Annotated in this window: 20 protein-coding genes and 1 tRNA gene; 9 read left to right on the top strand and 12 right to left on the bottom strand. The window is 32.2% G+C overall.

Annotated elements, in window-relative coordinates; genetic code table 11:
• Positions 1-14 precede the first annotated feature (14 nt).
• Positions 15-608 (bottom strand): YceI family protein, encoded by a 594-nt coding sequence (locus FUA22_RS05265; protein ID WP_147766856.1) that lies wholly within the window; start codon positions 606-608, stop codon positions 15-17.
• A 348-nt stretch (positions 609-956) separates the two neighbouring features.
• On the opposite strand from FUA22_RS05265, the gene FUA22_RS05260 reads away from it, so the two are divergent.
• The 3 genes from FUA22_RS05260 to FUA22_RS05250 are packed head-to-tail and all read left to right on the top strand — an operon-like array spanning position 957 to position 4,433.
• Positions 957-1,442, top strand: a complete 486-nt coding sequence (locus FUA22_RS05260; protein WP_147766855.1) for an acetyl-CoA carboxylase biotin carboxyl carrier protein subunit — start codon at positions 957-959, stop codon at positions 1,440-1,442.
• Positions 1,443-1,445: 3 nt separating this feature from the next.
• Positions 1,446-2,885: an acetyl-CoA carboxylase biotin carboxylase subunit gene (accC, locus tag FUA22_RS05255; protein WP_147766854.1), complete on the top strand. Its 1,440-nt coding sequence runs from the start codon at positions 1,446-1,448 to the stop codon at positions 2,883-2,885.
• A gap of 6 nt (positions 2,886-2,891) precedes the next feature.
• Positions 2,892-4,433 (top strand): acyl-CoA carboxylase subunit beta, encoded by a 1,542-nt coding sequence (locus tag FUA22_RS05250; RefSeq protein ID WP_147766853.1) that lies wholly within the window; start codon positions 2,892-2,894, stop codon positions 4,431-4,433.
• Between the two features lie 346 nt (positions 4,434-4,779).
• Here the strand turns inward: FUA22_RS05250 and FUA22_RS05245 are convergent, their stop codons facing one another.
• From FUA22_RS05245 to FUA22_RS05225, 5 genes are all read right to left on the bottom strand, one after another.
• Positions 4,780-6,360 (bottom strand): helix-turn-helix transcriptional regulator, encoded by a 1,581-nt coding sequence (locus FUA22_RS05245; protein ID WP_147766852.1) that lies wholly within the window; start codon positions 6,358-6,360, stop codon positions 4,780-4,782.
• Positions 6,361-6,487: 127 nt separating this feature from the next.
• Complete coding sequence (locus FUA22_RS05240) at positions 6,488-7,576, bottom strand: amidohydrolase family protein (RefSeq protein ID WP_147766851.1); 1,089 nt, start codon at positions 7,574-7,576, stop codon at positions 6,488-6,490.
• Between the two features lie 146 nt (positions 7,577-7,722).
• Entirely contained in the window at positions 7,723-8,301 is a 579-nt protein-coding gene (locus tag FUA22_RS05235; RefSeq protein WP_147766850.1) for a YceI family protein, read from the bottom strand.
• A gap of 100 nt (positions 8,302-8,401) precedes the next feature.
• Positions 8,402-8,992, bottom strand: coding sequence for a Crp/Fnr family transcriptional regulator (locus tag FUA22_RS05230; protein ID WP_147766849.1), 591 nt, complete (start codon positions 8,990-8,992; stop codon positions 8,402-8,404).
• On the bottom strand, positions 8,993-9,439 hold the full coding sequence (locus FUA22_RS05225; protein ID WP_147766848.1) for a DinB family protein: 447 nt from the start codon (positions 9,437-9,439) through the stop codon (positions 8,993-8,995). It lies immediately after the preceding gene.
• Between the two features lie 113 nt (positions 9,440-9,552).
• Between FUA22_RS05225 and FUA22_RS05220 the strand changes: the two genes are divergently transcribed.
• Positions 9,553-10,767 (top strand): multidrug effflux MFS transporter, encoded by a 1,215-nt coding sequence (locus tag FUA22_RS05220; protein ID WP_241664756.1) that lies wholly within the window; start codon positions 9,553-9,555, stop codon positions 10,765-10,767.
• Here the strand turns inward: FUA22_RS05220 and FUA22_RS05215 are convergent.
• Genes FUA22_RS05215 through FUA22_RS05200 form a run of 4 tightly spaced genes read right to left on the bottom strand, consistent with a single transcriptional unit; the run spans position 10,748 to position 14,035 of the window.
• On the bottom strand, positions 10,748-11,266 hold the full coding sequence (locus FUA22_RS05215; protein WP_147766847.1) for a DinB family protein: 519 nt from the start codon (positions 11,264-11,266) through the stop codon (positions 10,748-10,750). The genes FUA22_RS05220 and FUA22_RS05215 overlap by 20 nt on opposite strands.
• Before the next feature lie 14 nt (positions 11,267-11,280).
• Positions 11,281-12,555 carry a TRAP transporter large permease gene (locus FUA22_RS05210; RefSeq protein ID WP_147766846.1) on the bottom strand — a complete coding sequence of 425 codons (1,275 nt, stop codon included), beginning with the start codon at positions 12,553-12,555 and terminating at the stop codon, positions 11,281-11,283.
• 2 nt (positions 12,556-12,557) lie between these two features.
• Positions 12,558-13,025, bottom strand: a complete 468-nt coding sequence (locus FUA22_RS05205) for a TRAP transporter small permease (protein WP_147766845.1) — start codon at positions 13,023-13,025, stop codon at positions 12,558-12,560.
• Positions 13,025-14,035, bottom strand: a complete 1,011-nt coding sequence (locus FUA22_RS05200; RefSeq protein WP_206667090.1) for a TRAP transporter substrate-binding protein — start codon at positions 14,033-14,035, stop codon at positions 13,025-13,027. Before FUA22_RS05200 ends, FUA22_RS05205 begins: the two co-directional genes overlap by 1 nt.
• Positions 14,036-14,205: 170 nt before the next feature.
• Between FUA22_RS05200 and FUA22_RS05195 the strand changes: the two genes are divergently transcribed.
• Positions 14,206-14,823, top strand: a complete 618-nt coding sequence (locus FUA22_RS05195; RefSeq protein WP_147766844.1) for a fumarylacetoacetate hydrolase family protein — start codon at positions 14,206-14,208, stop codon at positions 14,821-14,823.
• A 94-nt stretch (positions 14,824-14,917) separates the two neighbouring features.
• Here FUA22_RS05195 and FUA22_RS05190 read toward each other — a convergent pair whose 3' ends face one another.
• Positions 14,918-15,889 (bottom strand): FKBP-type peptidyl-prolyl cis-trans isomerase, encoded by a 972-nt coding sequence (locus FUA22_RS05190; protein ID WP_170309846.1) that lies wholly within the window; start codon positions 15,887-15,889, stop codon positions 14,918-14,920.
• A gap of 139 nt (positions 15,890-16,028) precedes the next feature.
• Between FUA22_RS05190 and FUA22_RS05185 the strand changes: the two genes are divergently transcribed.
• Together FUA22_RS05185 and FUA22_RS05180 are read left to right on the top strand one after the other, a co-directional pair.
• A complete protein-coding gene (locus tag FUA22_RS05185; protein ID WP_147766841.1) occupies positions 16,029-16,400 on the top strand; it encodes an RNA-binding S4 domain-containing protein in 372 nt (123 codons plus the stop codon).
• A 31-nt stretch (positions 16,401-16,431) separates the two neighbouring features.
• Positions 16,432-16,935: a phosphoribosyltransferase domain-containing protein gene (locus tag FUA22_RS05180; RefSeq protein ID WP_147766839.1), complete on the top strand. Its 504-nt coding sequence runs from the start codon at positions 16,432-16,434 to the stop codon at positions 16,933-16,935.
• On the opposite strand, the gene FUA22_RS05175 is transcribed toward FUA22_RS05180, so the two are convergent.
• The gene (locus FUA22_RS05175) at positions 16,927-17,445 is read right to left on the bottom strand and encodes a shikimate kinase (protein ID WP_147766837.1); all 519 of its coding nucleotides are present in this window, start codon (positions 17,443-17,445) and stop codon (positions 16,927-16,929) included. The two genes, FUA22_RS05180 and FUA22_RS05175, sit on opposite strands and share 9 nt — an antisense overlap.
• A 137-nt stretch (positions 17,446-17,582) precedes the next feature.
• Between FUA22_RS05175 and FUA22_RS05170 the strand changes: the two genes are divergently transcribed.
• A tRNA-Lys gene (locus FUA22_RS05170) sits at positions 17,583-17,655 on the top strand.
• 109 nt (positions 17,656-17,764) lie between these two features.
• A complete protein-coding gene (locus FUA22_RS05165) occupies positions 17,765-21,958 on the top strand; it encodes a hybrid sensor histidine kinase/response regulator transcription factor (RefSeq protein ID WP_147766835.1) in 4,194 nt (1,397 codons plus the stop codon).
• Positions 21,959-22,014 lie beyond the last annotated feature (56 nt).

Raw genomic sequence — 22,014 nt, 5'->3', positions numbered from 1 at the left:
AAAAACTGTAAAAATTATAAAATTGTAGATTCTATAAATCTAGCGGCAAATTTCAACATGATATCGTCTTTAGCTTTAATTGCACCCATTAAAGCTTCTGGTGGGGTTAAATTAAAATCAGTCATTTTCAACTTAACTTTACCTTCAAGAATAACTTTATTATCATCAATAACTACATCAAAACGCATTGGTACTGATTTTTTTGTACCAGCAATTATTAAATCTCCCAATGCTTCTAATTCAAAAACACCACTATCTTTTTCTGTTATTTTTTTTACTTCAGTAAGTGCAAATAAAATGTACTTGTATTTATCAGACTTTAAGGTTTCTGAGGCTGTTTCAGCCATACCAGGCTTTACACCTTTTAAACTTGTGGTAAGCACAGTTAGTGATAAGTGATCAATTTCACAAGACTGGAGGTTATTAAAACTAATAGCCCCTTGTTGTGTTTTGGCATCTACTTTCCAACCGTGTAAATTAGAAGTTCCAAAAACAGTTAAAGAAGATTCACTATTTTCAAGACGCAACATTTGGCCCTGTGTATAGTTAACTGAAAACCCTATTGCAAGAATGCAAATAATTAGTCTTTTAAAAAATTTAGTATTCATGAGATTTGTATTATTTGTTTAAAATTATGTAGCAAATTTCAATTATACATAATTATCATAAAATGATTTAAATCATGTTTTATTTATCAATATGATAATTTAACATATATTTATGAGTAATATATTATCATATTCTCAGTTTGTAAACAAATTTAGTTCAGATAACAACCACTGTTTTTAAAAAAATCAAAAAAAGAATCATGAATTTAAAGCTCTCATAAATATGATGAAACTCATGTTTTTAGGTGGTTGGTTTAAATATATTTATTCAACCTTTCTGGGTTATTAATTTTCCGAAAAAGTTATGACTCATTATAACTATATTTACCTAAACCAATTATTCTAATTATGAATAAAATTTTCAATACTAAGGTTAATGATTCTTTTGATTTTGAGATTAATACGAAAGACGTGTCTAACCTTGATGCGTTGCAAGTTTCAAAGTCACAGTTTCATATTCTTCACAATAACAAATCTTATAAAGCTTCCATTGTTGATAGTGATTTCAACAAAAAGACTTATCAGATTAAAGTAAACAGAAATACGTATAGCGTTAACATTTTTGATGATTTAGACCTACTTATAAAAGAAATGGGGTTTACTGTAGCCGCTTCAAAACACGTTAACTCTATAAAAGCACCAATGCCTGGTCTTATTATAGAAATTAGTGTAGAAGCAGGTCAAGAAGTCAAGGAAGATGATGCTTTGCTTATCCTGGAAGCCATGAAAATGGAAAATGTAATTACATCACCTAGAGAAGGCGTAATTAAATCCATTAAGGCAGAAAAAGGTGATGCTGTTGAAAAAAATCAATTGTTAATTGAATTTGAATAGGTAATGAAAAAGATTTTAGTAGCAAATAGAGGTGAAATTGCCATTCGTGTAATGCGAACAGCCAAACAAATGGGTATTAAGACTGTAGCAGTCTACTCTGAAGTAGATAGAAGTGCACCTCATGTAAAATATGCTGGTGAAGCCGTATGTATTGGTCATGCCGCATCAAATGAGTCCTATTTACGCGGTGATAAAATAATTGAAGTTGCTAAAGCTCTTAATGTTGATGGCATACATCCCGGATATGGATTTTTGAGCGAAAATGCAGAGTTTGCAGAATTATGTGAAGCTAACGGAATCATTTTTATAGGACCACGCTCAAAAGCAATAAAAATGATGGGTGATAAATTAGCGGCTAAAGAAGCTGTTAAAGATTATAAGATTCCTATGGTTCCAGGTATTGACCATGCCATTACCGATCCAAAAGAAGCGATTGAAGTTGCCAAAATGATAGGTTTTCCTATACTTATTAAAGCTGCAGCAGGTGGAGGCGGAAAAGGTATGCGTATAGTTGAGAATGAAAAGGATATTGAAAGTCAAATGAAACGTGCCATTAGTGAAGCTAAATCAGCTTTTGGTGATGGCTCAGTATTTATTGAAAAGTATGTCACCTCACCAAGACATATCGAAATTCAAATCATGGCTGATATGCATGGTAATTACCTTCACTTTTTTGAGCGCGAATGTTCCATTCAACGACGTCATCAAAAAGTAATTGAAGAAGCGCCCTCCTCAATTCTTACACCACAATTAAGAGATAAGATGGGACAAGCAGCAATTAATGTGGCTAGGTCTTGTAATTATATTGGTGCAGGCACCGTAGAGTTCTTGATGGATGCAGACCATAACTTTTATTTTCTTGAGATGAATACACGTCTTCAAGTAGAACATCCTGTTACGGAATGGGTTACAGGTGTAGATTTGGTAGAATTACAAATTAAAGTGGCTCGTGGTGAGGAATTAACCATTAAACAAAATGATCTTAAAATTAATGGGCATGCCATTGAATTGCGTGTTTATGCTGAAGATCCGATGAATGACTTTCTGCCAAGTGTTGGAAATTTAGAAGAGTATAAATTACCAAAGGGCGAACATGTACGTGTAGATAATGGTTTTGAAGAAGGCATGGATATACCCATATACTATGACCCTATGTTGTCAAAACTTATAACCTATGGCAAAACCAGAAGTGAAGCCATTGAATGGATGATTTACGCTATTGATAATTATAAAGTAAAAGGTGTAAGAACCACCTTGCCATTTGGAAGATTTGTTTGTAAACATGAAGCCTTTAGAAGTGGTAATTTTGATACACATTTTGTAAAAAATTATTATTCACCCAACATTGTGGAGGAAGCTAGTGAAATTGAAGCTGAATTAGCTGCAAAACTTGCACTTATGCAATATTTGGAAGATCAAAAACAATTAAGATTACCAAACTAAACATTTATGGATCCAAGAATAAAAAAACTTAATGAACGTATAGAACAAGCACATTTAGGTGGCGGACAAAAGCGTATTGACAAGCAACACTCAAAGAAAAAACTAACTGCAAGAGAACGTATTGATTACTTACTTGATGAAGGCTCTTTTGAAGAAATAGGTATTTTGGTAACGCACAGAACCACAGATTTTGGCATGGACAAAGAAATCTATTTTGGAGATGGTGTTGTTACTGGTTATGGAACCGTTAACGGTAGATTAGTTTACGTCTATGCTCAAGATTTCACAGTTTTCGGCGGTGCTTTATCTGAAACGCATGCCGAAAAAATTTGTAAAATCATGGACATGGCGGTTAAAGTTGGTGCGCCTATGATTGGACTGAATGATTCCGGAGGTGCGCGTATTCAAGAAGGCGTAAAATCTCTTGGTGGGTATGCGGATATTTTCTTCAGAAATGTGCAAGCCTCTGGAGTAATCCCTCAAATATCTGCTATTATGGGGCCTTGTGCTGGAGGAGCTGTTTACTCTCCAGCTATAACCGATTTCACCATAATGGTTGAAAACACAAGTTACATGTTTGTTACAGGACCAAACGTAGTTAAAACTGTAACAAATGAAGAAGTTAGTAGTGAAGAATTAGGTGGTGCATATACACACGCTTCAAAATCTGGAGTAGCGCATAAAACCTCAGCAAACGATATTGAATGTTTGGAAGATGTTAAAAAACTTTTGAGTTATATACCACAAAACAATCAAGAAACAACAGGGAAAATTGAGTTTAATCCAGAAGATGAAATAAGAGATGTATTAACTGATATAGTACCTGAAAATCCTAATAAACCTTATGATATGCACGATGTAATATCTGGGATTATAGATGAAGATTCTTTTTATGAAATCCATAAAGATTATGCCGAAAATATTATTGTTGGTTTTGCTAGATTAGGAGGTAGAAGTGTTGGTATTATTGCAAATCAACCCATGTTTTTAGCTGGTGTATTAGGCGTTAAGAGTTCTACAAAGGCCGCTAGATTTACACGTTTTTGCGATTGTTTCAATATTCCATTATTAGTTTTAGTTGATGTACCCGGATTTCTTCCTGGTACGGACCAAGAATGGAATGGCATTATAGTTCATGGTGCTAAATTGTTATATGCCTTAAGTGAAGCCACCGTACCAAGGGTAACAGTTATTACAAGAAAAGCCTATGGTGGGGCCTATGACGTGATGAATTCTAAACATATTGGAGCAGATTTCAATTATGCGTGGCCTGGAGCAGAAATTGCTGTAATGGGAGCGAAAGGTGCCAGTGAAATTATTTTTAGACGTGAAATTGCTGCTGCCGATAACCCTGAAGAAAAACTTGCTGAAAAGGAAGCTCAATATGCTGAAAAATTTGCGAATCCATTCAGAGCCGCAAGACGAGGCTTTATTGATGAAGTTATTCTGCCTAAAAATACTAGAAGAAAACTAATTAAAACGTTTTCTATGTTAGAAAACAAAAAAGTTAACAGGCCAAATAGAAAGCACGGTAATATTCCGTTGTAAATTAAAAATCACTCAAATATATACAAACAAAAAGGAGGCTCCCTAACCTGCCTCCTTTTCTTTTTAACCTGTAACCGAATAAACTGTTTGGTTCAGTTTATCTCAATTAACTACCAACAAATCTGCTTATATAACTAAAACAAAATCAGTTTAAATAAACCAATAAATTTTAGACCAACCAAAAACAAAAATGTAGGCTCTACGAAGAGAGATATAATTGTCGATTAATAGCTTCACAAATATCACAAAATCACGCAAAAATTAATCAAATTTTACTACGCATTTATTACGCACTATCAATTTTTAATGGCTTTTAGGGTAATTATACTTCAATTTTGTAATTGAACTAAGTGTCTATAAAAGTATCTTTTAAAAATTCGGTTAAGGTAGTTTCTTGTTTATCAAGTTTCAATTTCTTAGAAATTCTGTAGCGTTTACTTTCAATGGCCCTAACTGTTGTGTTAAGAAAAACAGCTATTTCTTTATTCTTAAAACCAATAAAAATATAATAACATATAATGATATCTGAATCATTTAGGTTTGGGTAAGATTTTTTTAGGCTTTTAAAAAAATCAATATTAAAATCGTTAACCAGCTCCAAATGATTTTTACCTTCAACTAAAATAGTAGAGGAATTTAGATGCAGGTTTTTGTAAAAATCCTTGATTTTTTCTTTTTGAACCGCAACATCCTCAATAGAAGCAATTGATTTGACTTGATTTTTCAGACTATTAATATAATCTTCTAAGCCTTGAACTTTAACCGTTAGTTTTTCATTATTAATTTTTAAATAAGATAAACTTTCTGCTTGTGTGCTTAAATGATTTAATTTCAATTTTTGCTTCTTATAAAAAAGAAAATATACTAGACTAACACCAGCTAATATGAAAAACAGAGTAACACCAAAAACTCCAAAATAGAACTTATTTTTACTTTCGCTTTTCAACTCTGACTCCGTATTTAAAAGCGTGTTGTTTATGTGTAAACTGGCATCTACAATGTTCTTCAACATTTTTTCCTCAAATATTATCAAAGAATCTAAATATGCCCTTGCACCTTCAATATTACCAGTATATTTATGTACATCTGCATTAATAGTGAAATATGATTCAATGGTGTCTTCTCCCATACTTTTTCTATTCTTTGATGCCAAATCTAAATAATGGAATGTAGAGTCTATCTGCTTCTTTTCATAAAACACATCTGCAAAACATACATTTATTGTAGCTTCAAAAGATTGGAAATTATAAGGTACTATGGTTGGGTCTTCTTTTAAGCTTTTAAATGTTTTATAATATTTGTGAGCATCATCCAAATCATCAAGGTATATATAATTTGATGTTAACATATAGAGTGCAAACATGTAATAGTAGGCATCATCTTTAACATTTTTATAATCATCTAGATGCTCAAAAATTAAATCATTACACGCACCAAACTCACTATCTAAAAACTTAATATAAGCCCTAACTTGTTCAATTTCTAAAAGTCCATTTTTATAATTGCCTTTACTATAATACTCTTTGGCTTTTTCTAAGTAAATATTAGCCGTAGAATCTCTCTTAACAAAATATAAATTTGAAAAAATATCTAAACTTGATGCACCAGCAACCTCATAATTCTCTTCAACTTCCGCATATTTAAGTGCTAAAATATTGCTTTGATACACCTTGGCAGTTTCATTAAAATCATCATGAATTAATGCCTTAATGGAATAATAGTCTGCAACGCGACCTTCAATATAGTGATGGATGGGTTGTGGAATGGAATCTAAAAACTCTAAAGCTTTTATTGAACTTTCATCAATATGATTATCGGCAGAATCAACAAAACGTTCATAATCATTCTGACTACAAACTACACATGATAATAGTACGCAAATAAGGAACAGCCCTTTTGTTGCACAATTGTTGAGAGAAAAAAACAAAAGTTTTAATTTAATTAATCCACAAAGCTTAAATGTAAGGATAAATGTACGAGAATTAATTTTTACTATGAATAAATTTAAAAACAATCACCTAATTTGATCAAAAAAAAGAAAATAGTTTTCTAATTTAATTCGAAAATAAACTTTTGTCTAGACCAGGAACAATGCGCAGTGCATTTTTATAATACACCTTTTTAAGCACCTCATCTGGCAAGTCCATGCCATACATAGGCCAAAAGGCATGATATTTTTTATGATAAGGAAAATACTCATCATCACTTTCTAATACTCTAAAATATGTTGGAAACTCTTCGGGTTTCCAGCTGTCTTTTCCAAAAAGTATTCGGTCTTGATACTTTATAAAAAATGCCTTGGCAAACCTTGGCTGCCTTCCTAATTCTGCAATTACCGCGGCAATTCCAACATTCATATTTGGAATTTCATCAAGTAGTTCTCCCAACTTCGCTAAGTTATTACCATACCACCCCATATGGGCATTTATAAAAGTAGTGTTTGGGTGGTTTTTAAACATATTATGTTGCTCACCTATAATTTGCTCCCAAGGTGCCGGGTTATCTGGTCCTCTTTTACGGCGTGGATGTGTTTTTAATTCTAACCAGCGTTCATTATTACCATCAAACGCTTCCCAAAAAGGTCTTGGATCTGCAGCATGAATCAAAACCGGAATGCCCAATTCTCCACAAGTTTTCCAGATGGGATCTAAGCGCCTATCATCTATAGCTAGTCTGTTGCCATCGCTGTCTTTATTATACATACCTAAACTCTTGTAAACTTTTAAACCTCTGGCACCGTTCTTTACATCCTCTTTTAATTGATTTACTGTTTTTTCAATCCAGCCATCTCCTCCAACACCGTTAAAATCTACATTGGCAAATACTACAAATCTATTTGGATAATTAGTTTCAGCATTCTCAATTGCTTTTTTTAAGTTTTCTCCAGACCGTCCACTTAAATTCACCATAATCCCCATGTTAAGGGTGTCCATAGCTGCAATTACCGGCGATAGATCTTGAGTGGCCATTCTGCGTTGATGCCCATGCACATCAATAAATTTAAACTTCGCCCTTTTTATAACCTTACCTGGAACTACCAAAGTTGATGGCGGGTTATATTCCTCAAATGATATTTCTTGAGCAGAACCACAAAAAAAACCCAGAAATATTAACCCAACAGATAAGAATTTTTGAAAATCCATACATAAAGATTATTAAGATGAATGTTAAAAGTAAGCATCTGATAAACAAATCAATACTTTTTTATGATTGGTTTAACATGAAAGTATTATATATAAAAAGAGTGCTCAATTCTGAACACTCTTTTAAAAATAGATATTTTTTCTTTTTAAAATTCTAAATCTGTCACTAAATCAAATTCATCGTATATAGCTTTATCCTGTAAATTATCAAAGAAACTTGTTGACCCATATCTTACGTCGTACTTACTTCTATCAATTTTAATTGAAGCATTTGCTTTGTTTCCATATACTGAAATAGTAAATACAACCGGGTTAGTTTTCCCCTTAATAGTCAAATCACCCGTTACTTTGTATGCATTTTTACCAGAAGCTTCTACACTAGTAAACACCAATTTTGCCGTTGGAAAAGTTTCTACTCCAAAGAAGTCATCAGATTTTAAATGACCGTCTAATTTGCTTTTCCAGTTACCTTCTAAATCTGTTGCGCTTATGGTAGTCATATCTATTTCAAACTCTCCTCCTATTAGCCTATCGGCTTCAAAAGTTAAAGAACCCGTTTTAATAGCAATGGTTCCTTCGTGAGATCCAGTTACCTTATAACCTTTCCACACGACCTTACTGTTTTCTATTTTGATTTCTTTTTTATCTCCATCTATAGTTGTAAATGATAATGTAAAGAATACTACCAAGGTTACTAATGCTAATGTTTTAATTATACTTTTCATTTTTTCTGTTTTAAATAATTGATAGAGCAAATATCTAAAACAAACCAAGCTTAAAGAATAAGCTAGTTTATAAAATAATGTTAAACTAGATTAACATTACCTATTCTAATGCTATTTGACTCTTGATTTTACTCAAAAATTCCTTTGTAATTCCCAAGTATGAGGCTATCAAGTACTGAGGAATCCTTTGCTCCATACTTGGATATTGTTCCTTAAAATAAAGATATCGTTCTTTAGCTGTTAAACTAAAATTTCTAACTATTCGCTTTTGAGAAGATACAAATGCTCGTTCTAACATTTTTCTAAACAAACGCTCCAGCTTTGGGATTTTTTCAAGTAGTTCTTCTTGAACATTATATGAAAATTGAATAGCTTCAGTAGGTTCTAAACATTGTACATTATAATCTGCTGGTGTTTGGGTAATAAAGCTACCAATATCTGAAGTCCACCAATCCTCTATGGCGAACATAACAATATGTTCTTGCCCTTTATTATCGACATAAAAAGTTTTTGTACAACCAGAAATTATAAAACTACTGCTCTTACAAACATCTCCCTGCTGAACTATATACTGACCTTTTAAATACTTTCTATAGTTAACCTTAGACAACAAGATAGCTTCTTCCTCCTCATTAAGAGTCACATATCTACTAATATATTCCAATAAAGACTTTCCTTTTTCTTCAATCATTTATAAATCTAATAATCTTCTATGATAATTTATTTGCCCTAAGTGATAAGACAAGTGCGTTGTTAAATGGACTAAAAAGTATTCGGTTGTCATTGGCTTTCCAAAAACTTCTATAGGATAGTTTTTTTCCAGAGCTTCAAATTGAAAATCTTTAAGTGTTTTTTCAACAACCTCAATTGTTTCATTAATTTGTTTTAGTATCTCAATTCTAGGAGCGTCTTTTAAAGAAAATTCCAAATCCCTTTGTCTTACATAGCCAGTATTGCCTAAAACAGCCCCAATAAAATGATTTAAGTTACCTATTAAATGCAATGCCAAATTACCCGCCGTATTATTAATATCTTTCTCTAAAAGCCATAAATTACTTTCTGATTTATACAATTCTATTTCAACCTTAAGTTTATTAAGGTCACGTTTAAATAGTGCTATTAAAGTTTCCGTTAGCATTTTTATTATTTAATCGAAAGATAATAAATCAGATTCAAAACTTTGTGAATTCTTTAACTTAAAGCACGCATTCACAAGGACAACAATAAATAATATTAAGTTACTTTTGCCCAATGCAAAACGGAAACTCCTTTAAAATAGAATTTGTTGCATTAATGGCATCGTTAATGTCTATTGTTGCGCTTTCTATTGATGCCTTATTACCGGGTTTGCCTAATATTGGGAGTGACTTGGGAGTGACCAACCCTAACGATAATCAGTGGTTAATTACCATGATTTTTTTAGGTTTGGGTTTTGGTCAACTTATTTTTGGGCCTTTATCTGATAGCTTTGGGAGAAAACCGGTTGTTTACGTTGGCTTTGTTGTTTTCATAATTGCTAGTATCATTTGTTTGACTACTAAAAGTTTTGAAATGATGATTTTTGGCCGCATACTTCAAGGTGTGGGTTTATCTTCACCAAGAACTTTAAGTCTTGCTATTATACGTGATTCATATAGTGGAAACTATATGGCAAAAATTATGTCTATTGTTGTTATGGTATTTATCCTTGTTCCTGTAATTGCTCCGGCAATGGGACAATTGGTTTTAGATTTTTATAGTTGGCATTCTATTTTTTACATCAACCTAATTTATGGTTTTTTAATTATGCTTTGGTTTTGGAAACGACAACCTGAAACTTTGGCAAAAGAAAACAGAATAAAATTCACTTCTCATTTATTTATTGATGGTGTAAAAGAGTTTGTAAAATATAGAGACGCAGTAGCTTTCACGTTTGTTTCTGGGTTTATAACTGGCTCCTTTATGGTTTACCTCAGTACTTCTCAACAAATATTTGAACAACAATATAATTTGGCAGATTTGTTCCCTTATATTTTTGCGAGTTTAGCTATTTCTGTAGGTTTGGCCACCTATTTAAACAGTGTGCTTGTAGTTAAACATGGTATGTGGAAGATTGCATATCTAGCCGCCGGTGCCTATGCCATTATTTCGCTATTATATGTAATATTGTTCTGGTCTGGTATTAACCCTAGCATCCAAGTTTTAATAAGTTTTTTTGCAGTGCAATTCTTTGCGGTTGGGTTCCTTTTTGGAAATTTAAGAGCTTTAGCAATGCAACCTTTAGGTCATATTGCTGGAATTGGTGCTGCCATAAATGGTTTTGTTTCAACGGTTATGGCTGTACCAATTGCCAACTACATCGGTAGCTTTGTTACGGATTCTGTTTTACCGTTATTCATTGGTTTTTCTTTCTTCGGAGTACTCTCACTACTCACTTTTATTATTTTGAAAAGACCTGCGGAAGCAGTTACAGATAACGCTCATTAATCACATTAATGTGATGTTGGCAATGTCCTAAATTGATAAAAGCGATTGCTCTTGCAGACATATCTGATCCATTTGCAATACCGATTTGATTTAAATCTTCAGTACTTAAGCTTTTAAGTAAAGACACAAAACTCTTTCTTACTGCAATAAACTCCTCTAAAAGTGCTTCTATAGTCTTACTATTCGCTTTGGAAGGCACTATGTAATCATTCTGTTCAAACCCTGGAAGTGATGTTTTATCATGCCTAGCTATATGAAAACACCTAAACTGAAACACCCGTTCGGTATCAATCATATGCTGAAAGGTTTCTTTGATTGTCCACTTGCCTTCAGTATACGCGTAATCCCATTTATCGATGGGAATTGATTGAAAAAAACTTGAAACGGTATTAGCATTTGCTTCAAAACCTTGAATCAGTTCAGTATCTACTGAAACCAAACTCAAATACCTACTATAAAACGGATTATATTCTGATGTATTTAGTTCTTGTTTAGTCATTACATATAATTTGGTTAATCCATGAACAATTTAGGAAGATATAATGAAATCTCTGGAACTAAAGTAACAATTGTAAGTACAACTAAGCTGGTAATTAAAAATGGTAAACCAGCTTTACTTACTTTACCAATAGACACTTTCCCAATACTGGACGAAACGAAAAGACAAACCCCTAAAGGCGGTGTGGTTAATCCAATCATTAAGTTTAATAAAGCAATTACTGCAAAATGAATAGGATCTACATCAACTGCCATAGCCACTTTTAATAAAATTGGAAATAAAATTAACAAGGCTGCAATAGTTTCCATAAAAGTTCCTACGAAAATCAGTAAAATGTTAATTAAAAGTAATACAACATATTTATTATTGGAAAAATCAAGAATCTCTGCAGACACCAATTGCGGTAGTTGCTCTGTAATTAGAATCCATCCAAAAAGGTTGGCGAACCCGATAAGCACCATAAGTGATGCCGAAGTTTTCATGGAATCTAACACAATAACTTGAACATTCTTAAAATTAAGTTTTTTGTAAATAAAAGCACCAATAATCAATGCATAAACTACGGCTATGATAGATGCTTCGGTGGGTGTAAAAACCCCACCAATTATCCCGAAAAGAATTATAAAAGTCATCAATAGTGACCAAAAAGTATCTTTAAATGCAAATAGAATTTTTCTGAAACTGCTTTTTGGATGCTTCGGATACTTTTTCTTTTTAGCGATAAAATAAGTGACACCCATAAGCCCAAAACCTAACAAAAAGCCAGGGATTGCCCCTGCAAGAAATAGTCTACCAACAGATAAACCACTTAAGGTTGCAGCAATAATCATAGGTACACTAGGAGGAATAATAGGTCCGACTGTAGATGAAGATGCTGTTATTGCACAAGAAAACTCAGCATCATACCCTTCTTTTTTCATAGCTGGAATCATTACTGAACCAATACTGGCTGTATCTGAAATAGCAGTACCTGAAATACCAGCAAATAACATAGAAGCCCCTATGTTTGCTAATGCTAAACCACCACGAATATGACCTGTTAAATGATTACAGAATGCTATGATTTTGGCAGTTAAACCACCTTGATTCATAAGGTTTCCTGCTAAAATGAATCCGGGAACACTTAATAATACAAACACATCAATACCGGAATACATTTTCATTGGTACTACAATCAAAGGAATACCTGCAAAAAGTAAATACATTAAACATGATAAGCCTAATGAAAACGCAATAGGAAATCTAAATATTAAGCAAATAATAAATACAAGTATTAATATCCAAATCATAATTAAGGCTTTAGTTTTTTAATGACTTTTTGTAAATCCCAAATAGCATAAATGGTTATAAACACACCCATAACCACAATAGAACTAAAAGCAATAGCCATGGAATATCCCAAGCTAGGAGACCGTTCTAGAATTCCAACCTTAACAAATTGAATGGCATAAATAGTAAGCCCTATAAATAAAAGAATAGTTAAGATAGAAACAATGAATTCCAAAATATATTTCTGCTTGGTGTTCATTTTATTGTATAATACATCAAACTTTACATAGTAATTGCCTTTCATTGCTAATCCTGCAGCAAAACTCATAGCATAAATAAAGAAGAAACGTGCTGCTTCTTCTGTCCATGACGGCGCACTTTCCATGAAGAATCTGGCATAAATTTGAATAACAGTAACAGCTATAAAACAAAAACTGCTCACCAGCGTTCCATATTTTAAAAATTTACCAATAGCCTTCTTTATAATCATTACTCTCTAAGTTTTAGAATATCGTTATATACCTTTTGCATTTCAGGTGATAAGCTATTAAATATGGATTCTCTTGCAGCTTCTCCAAAAGCATCTTTATCAACCTCAACTAATGTCATTCCAGCTTCTTCTAAATCACTTTTAATCTTCTCTTGGTCTTTCAAAAATAATTTGTGTTCGTGTTTTACCATATCTTCTACTGCTTGTAAAAAGATTTTTCTTAAATCTTCAGGAAACATTTGAAACTTCTCCTCTCCTATAACGGGATAAGTCCAACTCACCACGTGGGCGGTCTGGTTAACATATTTCTGCACCTCAAAAAATCCTCCTGCTTTTATAATTGCAAAACCATTTTCCTGAGCCTCAACAGTTCCTTGTTGTAACGATGTAAATACTTCTGAAAATGCCATTGGGGTTGGTTTAGCACCTAAAGCTTCCCAAGCTGTAACAAATGATGGCACATTTGGCACCCTTACTATCAATCCTTTTAAATCATCAGGATGTTTAATGGGCCTGTTAGAGGTTAAATGTCTTGGACCACCTGGAAACTGTCCTAAAGGCCTAAGTCCAATTTTATCAATCATTTCCTGCTCCATCCGCTTCCCAATATCACTATTTATCAACACCCGCATATCGGTTGAATCTCTTAAAAGAAAAGGGAGCTCACAAAAGGTCAATATTTCAACCCAATTACTTAAGGGAGACCCTGTGGTTGTCATATCAATAACACCGGCTCGAATCATCCTAATTGCTTCACTTTCTTTTGCCAATTGCTCAGAATGATAATTATCAAGTACAATTCTACCATTGGTTCGTTCCTCTAAAATTTCAGAAAAATATTCGAAGGCCTGAAACCAAGTATGACTTTCGTTTACCAATAGACTTGCGCGTAAGTGAAATTCAGGCTCACTCTTCTTACCACATTGAACCAATACTAACGATAAAGTTAACAAAAGCCCTAGCCTTTTTAATAATGACAACTGATTTGAAACGTTAGAAATAAAACTCAATATTTAATTTTTGAAGTCGAGTTTCGAATATATAAAAAAATGTTGAATGAATTCTATTATAAAAATGAATAGTTTCTACCATAATTTAAATGGAAAACAGCTATTTACTCGTCCATATTTGATTATTTTTATTGCTTCAAAACGTAATCATATATTAAACAAAAAACACCATGAAAATTATAGGTATTGGAAAAAACTTTGTAACAGATAAAAGTGAAATTGCAAGTATAAAAGATGGACACCAACTCATTTTCCTCAAGGCTGATAGCACGTTAGTTACTGGGAATAAAGATGTAGTTTATCCTTCCGAAATAACGAATCAAATAGTATATGAAGTAGAACTAGTTGCGAAAATAGGTAAAGTTGGAAAGAATATTTCAGAAACCGATGCACCTTCTTATATTAGTGAAATAGCCGTTGGAATCGATTATACTGCAAAAGATATTTTAACCGAAAATAGAGAAAAGAAATGGCCTTGGGCATTAGGTAAAGGTTTTGATGGTGCTTCACCTATTTCTGATTTTAAACCAATTTTTGATTTCCCTAATTTAGGAGACATCAACTTCGATTTAAAAATAAACGGTGAACAAATTCAAGTTGGTAATACAGATTATATGATCTATAATTTCAGTGAAATTATTGCTTACGTATCTAAATACATGACATTAAATCCCGGAGACTTAATCTTTACAGGGACACCAGCAGATGGGATTGGTTTAATAAATAAGGGCGATCATTTACAAGCCTCCATTGAAGGTGAATTGCTATTGGATTTTAAAATGATTTAAAGTAATGCCTAATGCCTTTTCAAAATAAAAGCGTTTAAGATCTATTTCTTAAACGCTTTTTTTTTATAATGCTAGAATTTATTTTTAACTCTTATTATTTGGAATCCGTCTCTTCTGGATCCAAATAATTAGGGATTCCGTTTTTGCCAATATCATTTGTTGGGTCTCCATCATCATTTAAATCTTCGTTTATTGTTGGTACACCATCACCATCATCGTCTGGATCAAAATAGTTAGGTACACCATCTTCATCGGTATCATCACCATCTTGTAAACCAGCTTCCGTATTTAATGAGAACTCTCCATCTCCATTTAAATCTTCTAAATACGAAAGAATACCATCATTATCATGATCATTTTCTGTGGTATGCACTAATTCGAACTTGAAAATTAAAGGTGAATATGACGGAATACCACTTTGTGAGCTAGAAAAATAAGCCAATCCTGAAGGAAGAAACATAACGCCTACTCCAGGGTTTACAAAATTTACTGTACCATCAATATTTTCAACAAAACTCTCGGCTGTATTAAATTGAGGAAAGACTTTTCTCCAACCTGGTATCAAAGTTGTCAGATCAAATTCTACTGGGTTAATAGCACTATCAAAAACTTCATTATCTAGTGTAAAGCCCTCATAACTTACCAAAATATTATCGGCAAAAGTTGGTGAATCTGCACCACCTCCCTGGTTGATATTTAGCACATAATATTCATAATCTACATCTAAGTAAACAACCTTTTTTGAAACTCCAACAGCTTCTTTTAATAAAGTATGCCCCGTTGGAACAGATTCTCCTTCCACTAACGGAGTTATTGCTAAATCAGCAATACTTGGGTCTGGGTTTCCTATAAAATCATCTGAATTATAATAATGTGTTTCCAAATAACCAACTATAGAATCGTTGTCTATAACTTGTTGCTCGGTTCTATCCCTGAATACTATTTCAACCTCATCATCACCGCCATCATCTTTTCCGCAAGACAAAAAGCAAAACGTTAAGCTCAAAATAAATAAACTGATTCTTTCTAAGTTCATTTGAATATCTTTATTTTTCAATTTCAACATAAAACATTTATTAAAGTAAATTTTGGGCGTAATAAATATTTTCGCTTTTAATTTTTAATAATGCTTATTTTTGAGCCGCAAGATACAATTTTAATATAATCTTGCACAATAACATTAACGTAGTTTTAGCAATAATTATATGCGAATTGATAAGTATTTATGGTGTGTTAGATATTATAAAACTAGATCTCTAGCAACCATCGCATGTAAAAAAGGACAAGTTAGAGTTAATGAAGAAATTGTAAAACCCAGCAGAGAAGTTTATCCTTTGGATATTATTCAGTTAAGAAAGAATCAGATTAATTATAGGCTAAAAGTAAATGATATTCCTGAAAGTAGAGTTGGTGCTAAGTTAGTAGACATTTACAGAACAGATACAACTCCTAAAGAAGAGTTTGAAGCACAAGAACTTCTTAAATATTCTAAGGATTATTATAGAAAGAAAGGAACAGGAAGACCTACTAAAAAAGATAGACGAGATATTGATGATTTTACTGATGAAAATGAGTAATTTTATATTTTGAATTTTTAAGTTGATAACTATGACTGTTAAAAACAACGTGATTTTAAATCATACCGAAATTAATCATAAAATAAGAAGAATAGCTTTTCAGATATATGAAAACAATGTAGATGAAACGGAAGTTATTCTTGCAGGTATTGATAAAAACGGTTATGTATTTGCAAAAAAGTTAAAAACAGCTCTTCAAAAAATATCTGAAATAAACCCAATACTTTGTAAAGTAAGTATTGACAAAAAAAATCCACAGTCTGAGGTTAAAACCTCAATTTCTGTTGAAGATTATAAAAATAAATCATTAGTTCTTGTTGATGATGTATTAAACTCTGGCACTACCTTAATATATGGTGTGAAGCATTTTTTAAATGTACCTTTAAAACAATTTAAAACCGCTGTTTTAGTTAACAGAAATCATAAAAAATACCCAGTGAAAGCAGATTTTAAAGGTATTTCATTGTCTACATCTTTACATGAACATGTAAATGTAGTTTTAGAAGGAAAAGTGTTTGAAGCTGTCTTAGAGTAGTTCCAAAATTTCTTCAGTAATTTCATCTTTACTTTTATCATCGGTAACAACTTGATACTGAGCCTTTGAATAAAAATGAGCTCTTTCAAATAAGTGCTTACCAATAAATTCAGCCAATTCTTGTTTTGTTTCAATATGTGCAATTAAAGGGCGCTTAGCTTTTTTCTTTATTAACTTATCTACCAACTTTGGAATTGAAGACTTTAAATAGATGCTTTTTGTATTATCGGCATCAATAATATGATTCATATTGTTTCCGAAACATGGTGTTCCGCCTCCTAATGACAAAATAACATCTTCTTTAAACTTTAGTAATTCTAAAAGATATTCCTCTTCTTTCTTTCTAAAATATATTTCGCCTTTAGATGCAAATATTTCTTTAACCGTAGCTTGTTCCTTTTCTTCAATAAAATCATCTAAATCAATTAAACTGCAATCTAGTTTTTTAACTAATCTTCTACCAATTGAAGACTTTCCAGACCCCATATACCCTATTAAAACTATTATCATTTTTACGTTATAAATTGATTATTAAAAACATACATATAAGCGGTGCAAAAAAACAAAAAATTCTTCAAAAAAATATGGTTTAATTAAAAATAGGTTTTATATTTGCACCCGCTAACAGCAATGTTAGTATTAAAAATGACCTGGTAGCTCAGTTGGTAGAGCATCTCCCTTTTAAGGAGAGGGTCCTGGGTTCGAGCCCCAGCCCGGTCACGGCTTTAAAACCTTACTAGAAATCTAGTAAGGTTTTTTGTTTTTTACCTGTGCTCCATTAATATCTAAATAACTTTGAGAACACAAGATATTCGCTTATTTTTATCCCATGTCAAAGAATTTATTAATAGCACTGTTTTCTTGTACTTTTCTTCTAAACACTTTTTTGTTTGAAAGTTTTAGTCAGAATTCCATTTATTTTAATCACATATCTACCGATGATGGATTATCTCAAAATGATATAAATAGCATCTATCAAGATAAAGAAGGCTTTATGTGGTTTGCAACACATGATGGTCTAAATAAATATGATGGATATAATTTCACCATCTACAATCCTGATAGAGGTAACCCCAATAGTATTAATAGTAACCTTATATTCACAATTACCGGTGATGAAAAAGGTAACTTATGGGTTGGTACTACTGGAAGTGGTTTAAATTATTTTGATAAGTCTTTAGATAAATTTTTTCATTTTACCCATGATGAAAAGAACCCACAAAGCATTAGTAACAACCATGTATCTACAGTTTATAGAGATAAAAAGGATAGACTTTGGGTAGGCACACCAAGTGGAATAAGTATACTAGACTTAAAAACATCTTTAGATTCGAAGAGCTTCCATAACATAAACCTTAGTGAGGTTTCACGAATTTATGAAGATAGTAAAGGAAATATTTGGGCAGGAAGTAATGAAGGACTTCATAAAGTACTAACAGATCATGATGGCAACTATAAAGTCAGAAAAATTAACAATGAAATAAACTTACCAGATCATGTCTCCGTAAGAGGTCTTACAGAGGATAATTTTGGTCGCTTAATCATTGGAACAACTTGGGGGTTATATATACTAGACCTAAACCACCCAGAAACAAAAGTCAAGTATATTACAGGTAGCTCTTACAATTGTTTATTAGCCGAAGGTTATAATATTTGGGCAGGAACTAATAATGGTTTACATCTGTTTGAAAATCTTCATCAGGGTCAATTACCAAAACTAAAAAGTAGATTTACTTATAACCCAAGGAATCCGTATGGTATTAGTAAAGATATCGTTAAATCCATTTACAAGGATAAAACAGGTATTATTTGGGTAGGAACCAACGGAGGAGGTATTAATAAGATTGATCCGGACAGAAAGCAATTTCAGCATATAAAGAAAACACTAGATCCAGAAAGCCTTAGTTATGACAAAATCAGAGCTATGTTTGAGGATAGTAACGGAACGCTTTGGGTTGGTACTGAAGGTGGTGGTCTAAATATGTTGACTAAAAATAAAGACAATAATCTTTATAGTGGTTACATAAACTTTGATGTACCTCATAAACCTTTTGCAATTACTGAAGTTCAAGAAGGAGATAAAAAAAAGCTCATAATTGGTGCTGAAGACTTTCCAAGTCTTTACCAAATAGATATCACAAACCCTGAAAATATTAAGGATAATGATATAATAAGAGTGCCAGCTAGTCCTTCCAATAGTGTTTTTTCAATTACAGAAGATAGGTATAAAAACCTATGGATAGGAACATACAGAGGCGGTATTTATAGATGGGCATATTATAAAAATTCAAACTCCTATAAAAAGGATATTTTAATTACCAATAAGAATAACCCTTACAGTTTATCTAATAATATCATTAGAGACATTTTAGAAGATAAAAAAGGAAATATTTGGTTTGCAACAGCCAACGGACTTTCTAAACTTAAGCCAGAAGAAGCACTAAAAAAGGATCCTAAATTTGATGTTTTTAAAAATGTTCCTAGAGAAGAAAATAGCATTAGCCATAATTACATTCTTACCATTTACGAAAGTAGAGCGGGACAATTATGGTTTGGTACATTTGGTGGAGGTTTAAATAAGTATATATCAGGAAAAGAAAATGAAGACCCTAAATTTAAAGCATATTCGGTATCTGATGGATTACCCAGTAATGTTATTAAAGGTATATTAGAAGATGATGAAGGCAACCTATGGGTCTCTACAAATCAAGGACTTTCAAAATTCAACCCAAAGGAAGAAACTTTTAAAAACTACGATGCAAATGATGGTTTGCAAAGTAATGAGTTTCAGGAATTGGCATGTGTAAAAAGAGCAAATGGAGAAATGCTTTTTGGAGGTGTTAATGGCTTTAATGCATTCTACCCTAAAAGTATCACCGATAACAACATAGAAGCCAATACTATTATCACAAAATTTTCTATTTCTAATAAGGAAGTTAAAATTGGTGAAGAAATTAACGGTAGAGTTTTATTAGATAAAGCCATTAATAATATTGAGAATTTAGAATTAAAACCATCTGAAAATAGTTTTTCTGTTGAATTTGCTGCATTACATTTTGCCGCACCTGGTAAAAATAAGTTTGCTTATATGCTTGAAGGTTTTGATAATGATTGGGTTTACACTACCTCAAACAAACGTTTTGCAACCTATACAAACTTAGAATCTGGGCAGTATACTTTAAAAGTAAAAGCTTCAAACAATGATGGTGTTTGGGACTCTGTTCCTTCAGAATTAGAGATTTATGTTTTGCCTCCTTTTTGGCAGACAAACTTTGCTTATTTCTTATATAGTGCCCTTATTGTTGGTTTATTATTGATGTATAGAAGATTCACTATTATTAAAACCACAAAAAAACATCAACTAGAATTAGAACATATTGAAAAGGAGAAAAACGATGAGCTTAATAGAGTTAAACTAGAGTTTTTTACAAATATTTCTCATGAATTCCGCACACCTTTAACGTTAATTAAAGGCCCTTTAAAATATCTACAAAAGCATGGTCATGAAATTGATAGAAAAGCTGCTAATGAGCAATACGGACTCATGCAAAAAAACACAGAGTATCTGTTAAGATTAGTAAACCAACTATTAGACTTTAGAAAAGTTAATCAAGGGAAAATGCGATTGGTTTTACGAAAAAGTAACATCATTCATTTTATAAAAGAAATTACGGAACCTTTCCAATTTTTAGCGCAGAAACAAGAAATAACTTTTAACGTTAATACCTCCCAAGAATCCATTGAATCTTGGTTTGATCATGAAGCCTTGGAAAAAATAATTTCAAACCTTTTGTCAAATGCCTTTAAATTCACTTCTAATCAAGGAAAAATAGGAATTGATATTTCTGAAGATGAGCAAAAGCATGTAGTAATTAAGGTTATTGATAATGGAATTGGGATTGATGAAGAAAAAATCAAAAACATATTTGTTAGGTTTTATACCGATAACAAATCTGGAAAGAAAAAACAAAGAGGTGTTGGCATAGGGCTTTCTTTTACAAAAAGTCTTGTTGATTTACATCAAGGAACCATTGACATTCAAAGTGAGCCAAATGTGGAAACAGTGTTTACAGTGAAGCTCCCAATGGAAAAAAGTGCCTATGAAGATATTCCAGAGATAACATGTAAAGAAGTTGATGATGTTGATTTTTACGTACGCTCTTCTGAAACCGATGCTGCCGCAATTAGCATAAATGATGAGCTTATAGACCAAAACCTCCCTTCTAACAAGTCTAATTTACCTCTATTATTAGTTGTTGATGATAATGCAGATATAAGAACCTTCATTAAACAAGCATTGAGTAAAGATTACATGGTTTATGAAGCTGATAACGGCCAAATGGGTGTGGAATTGGCAAATAAAATTATGCCAAGTATCATACTTACTGATATTGTCATGCCAGAAATGGATGGATATGGCTTGTGTAAAAACATTAAAAACAAAAAAGAGACCAGTCACATTCCAGTAATAATGCTTACGGCCAAATTATCTCAGGAAAGTGAAATTGAAGGCAGAAAAATTGGTGCTGACGGATATATTAGAAAACCTTTTGATATTGAAATACTTGAACTTAAACTTAGCAATATACTAAAACAAAGAAGCGATTTAAGAAAACGTTTTAATCGTGAAATCAGTCTTCAACCTAAAGAAGTAACTGTAACTTCTATGGATGAAATGTTCTTACAAAAAGCTATCAGCATTGTAGAAGATAATATGATGAATACCGATTTTAATGTTGAAATGCTTGTAAAAGAAATGGGGTATAGTCGTAGTAATTTGTATTCAAAGTTTAAGGAAATAACAGGACTTTCTTCGAGTGAATTTATAAGAAACATAAAGCTAAAACGTGCCGTTCAACTTTTTGAACAAAGTGATTATTCGGTTAAAGAAATCATGTACATGACAGGGTTTAATACCGCTTCTTATTTTGCAAAATGCTTCAAAAAGCAATTCGGGGTAATTCCAAGTGAATACGTAAATCAGAATCAAAAAAAGACACAATCTGCAAATGAGGATGCATAATAAATCATTTATTACTTAATATTGAACATTCTCTACATAAGCTCCTGAGTTTTTTT

It is taken from the genome of Seonamhaeicola maritimus, assembly GCF_008056315.1.
GTDB classification, from domain to species: Bacteria; Bacteroidota; Bacteroidia; order Flavobacteriales; family Flavobacteriaceae; genus Seonamhaeicola; species Seonamhaeicola maritimus.
This window is presented reverse-complemented; position numbering and strand designations above follow the sequence as displayed.